This window comes from uncultured Campylobacter sp. (genome assembly GCF_938030815.1).
Classification (GTDB): domain Bacteria; phylum Campylobacterota; class Campylobacteria; order Campylobacterales; family Campylobacteraceae; genus Campylobacter_B.
Map to the genome: position 1 here is coordinate 1 of NZ_CALHII010000227.1, position 2333 is coordinate 2333.

Annotated in this window: 3 protein-coding genes; 2 read left to right on the forward strand and 1 reads right to left on the reverse strand. The window is 49.5% G+C overall.

Translation table 11 applies throughout. The features are described from left to right. Together Q0277_RS08735 and Q0277_RS08740 are read left to right on the forward strand one after the other, a co-directional pair. The coding region (locus Q0277_RS08735) for a GNAT family N-acetyltransferase (protein ID WP_297997314.1) at positions 1–643 on the forward strand (643 nt) is incomplete at its 5' end. A 132-nt stretch (positions 644–775) separates the two neighbouring features. Beyond that, entirely contained in the window at positions 776–1642 is an 867-nt protein-coding gene (locus Q0277_RS08740; protein WP_297997316.1) for a hypothetical protein, read from the forward strand. A 263-nt stretch (positions 1643–1905) separates the two neighbouring features. Here the strand turns inward: Q0277_RS08740 and Q0277_RS08745 are convergent, their stop codons facing one another. Further along, on the reverse strand, positions 1906–2295 hold the full coding sequence (locus tag Q0277_RS08745) for a phytanoyl-CoA dioxygenase (protein WP_297997318.1): 390 nt from the start codon (positions 2293–2295) through the stop codon (positions 1906–1908). Positions 2296–2333 lie beyond the last annotated feature (38 nt).

Genomic DNA, 2333 nt, shown 5'->3' on the forward strand with positions numbered 1-2333 from the left:
GCGGCTTGCAACGCCGCAAGATGCGGACGCGCTGCTTGAAATTTACGCGCCCTACGTAAAGCAAACGGCGATCAGCTTTGAATACGACGTGCCCAGAGCCGCGGAATTTGCGGAGCGAATCGAACAGACGCTGCAAAGATACCCATATCTGCTCGCTTACGTAAACGACGAGGCGGCATGTGCGAACGATGAGCTAGATAAAAATTTTAAAATTTCTGCGAGCGCGGCGGGTGCAGAAAGTGAAATTTTACGTGCGAACGAGGCGCGAAATTGCGCAAGCGGTGCGGCGAAGCAAAATGGCGCAAATCTAATCGCCTCGGCAAAACAAAGCGGCGTAAATTTAAAACCCGGCCAAATCCTCGGCTACGCCTACGCTTCGGCTTTCAAAGAGCGCGCGGCATACGATTGGTCGGCGGAAAGCTCGGTCTATGTGTCGCGAAACGCGCATGCTCTGGGCATCGGCAGGCTGCTCTACGAGGCGCTACAGCGCGCGCTTAGGGCTCAAAACATCGTAGATATGAACGCTTGCATCGCTTGCGGGGATGACGAATATCTAAACGACGTTAGCGTGCGATTTCACGAGCGCATGGGCTTTCGCTTCGTCGGCAGATTCGAGCGCTGCGCCTATAAATTTGGCCGCTAGTACGATATGGCGTGGATGCAAAAGCCGATCGGCGAGCATCTGCAAAATCAGCCCGCGATGAGACCTTTTGCGCGCTTTAGAGATGAAATTTGCGCGAGCGCAGGCATTGAAATTTAATTTAAAGGAAAAACTTTGACGCACTTTATCATAGACGACGAAAATATCGACGTCGATAATATCTTTGACGTCGTAAATCTCAAAGAGGGCGACGAGCTGAATATCGTCTCCAACACCGCCAAAAAGATCGGCGCCTTGACCCTTGCGCGCCTATCGAAGATGGGCGTTAGCATAGGCGAGGTCTTTACGATCGGCAAGCAAAGAAAGGACTTCGCCGATAAGATCATCGTGTTTTTGATGGGTAAGCTCTGCGGGCAGGAGGGCAAGATCGGCATCGTCAGCAACGATAAATTTTACGACGACGTGATAGAATTCTTTAACGATCTAGACTACCGCAAAAATCCGAAATTTGAAAAGATCAGCCTAGTCTCGCATGCCGCAGGAGCGGGCGCAAAACAAAGCAAAACAAGCGGCGCAGCGGAGAAAAAAGCCCAAAAAGCGGAGCCGAAAGCCGCAAAACAGGAGCCAAAGGCCCAAAAGCAAGGTGCAAGAGCCGCGAAGCAGGAGCCGAAGGCCGCGCGACAGGAACAAAAGGCTGCAAATTCTAAAATCGCCAAAGCGGACCTCGCCGCGGCGGAGGCGCTGATACCCCAGTGCGTGAGCCTGCAAGCCCTCTATGCCGCGTGCGTCGCGAAACTCGGCAGAGCCAAAGGCTGCGAGGCCTACCGCGAGATCAAGGACGGCGCGCGAACGCTATACGCGAGCATCACCTACGATAGCGATCTAAAAGACGGCGCCGTAAGGCGAAACGCGATCAAGCTCTACCGCGAAAGCGGCGGCGATATGGCGGAATTTCACAATAAGCTGACGAGCGAATACAAACACGCGGGGCCTGAAATTTACAAGGAATTTAAAGAAAAACTCGTCGGAAAGATGATCTAGGCGCTTCGGGCGCAAGGATTTAAGGTACAGCGATAGAGCGCATCGCGACGTAGCGGCTAGAGCACGGCCTGGCGGCGTTAGATTGAGTTACGGCGCATAATATAGTACGGCGCAACATAAGTGCGCCCAAAATGAAACTATTTGCTTGCGCGGCGTCGGTTTTATTTTCGCTGTATACAACCAAGTAGAGCCCAGGCGCTTAGGCATAGTAGCAGATTAAAGATATGTAGGATAAATTTCATTCTGCCAGGTTCAATCCGGGTTTAATCATAGTCGAAGTCTTCCAAATCATATCCGAAGGTATACAAAGTCTTCAAGGCTAGTTCTCTGACCTCTACCCAGGATGGATTGTGATGGACTAGGTATTCGTAACCGTCTGCCTCTAATAAGCTGCGGTTATTAAAATTTTTATCTATAAGTTCCACAAGTACCCTTAGCGCATCCCTTTCGTATGGCAGGAAACAAAATTTAAATTGTTCCAATAAGGCATTTTTGCATTCGGTATATAAAAATTCTACCATTTCCGATGGGCTTTCGTAATATTCAACCGCAGGATGTATCAAATGATCAACTTGATATTCCAAAGAAGCCATACGGCATAGATTAACCATAAGCCCGTTTTTCCTAAATATCTCTTTTCCATCAATTTGCATTTAAATTTCCTTTTATTGTATATGGTTTCTCGGACTCA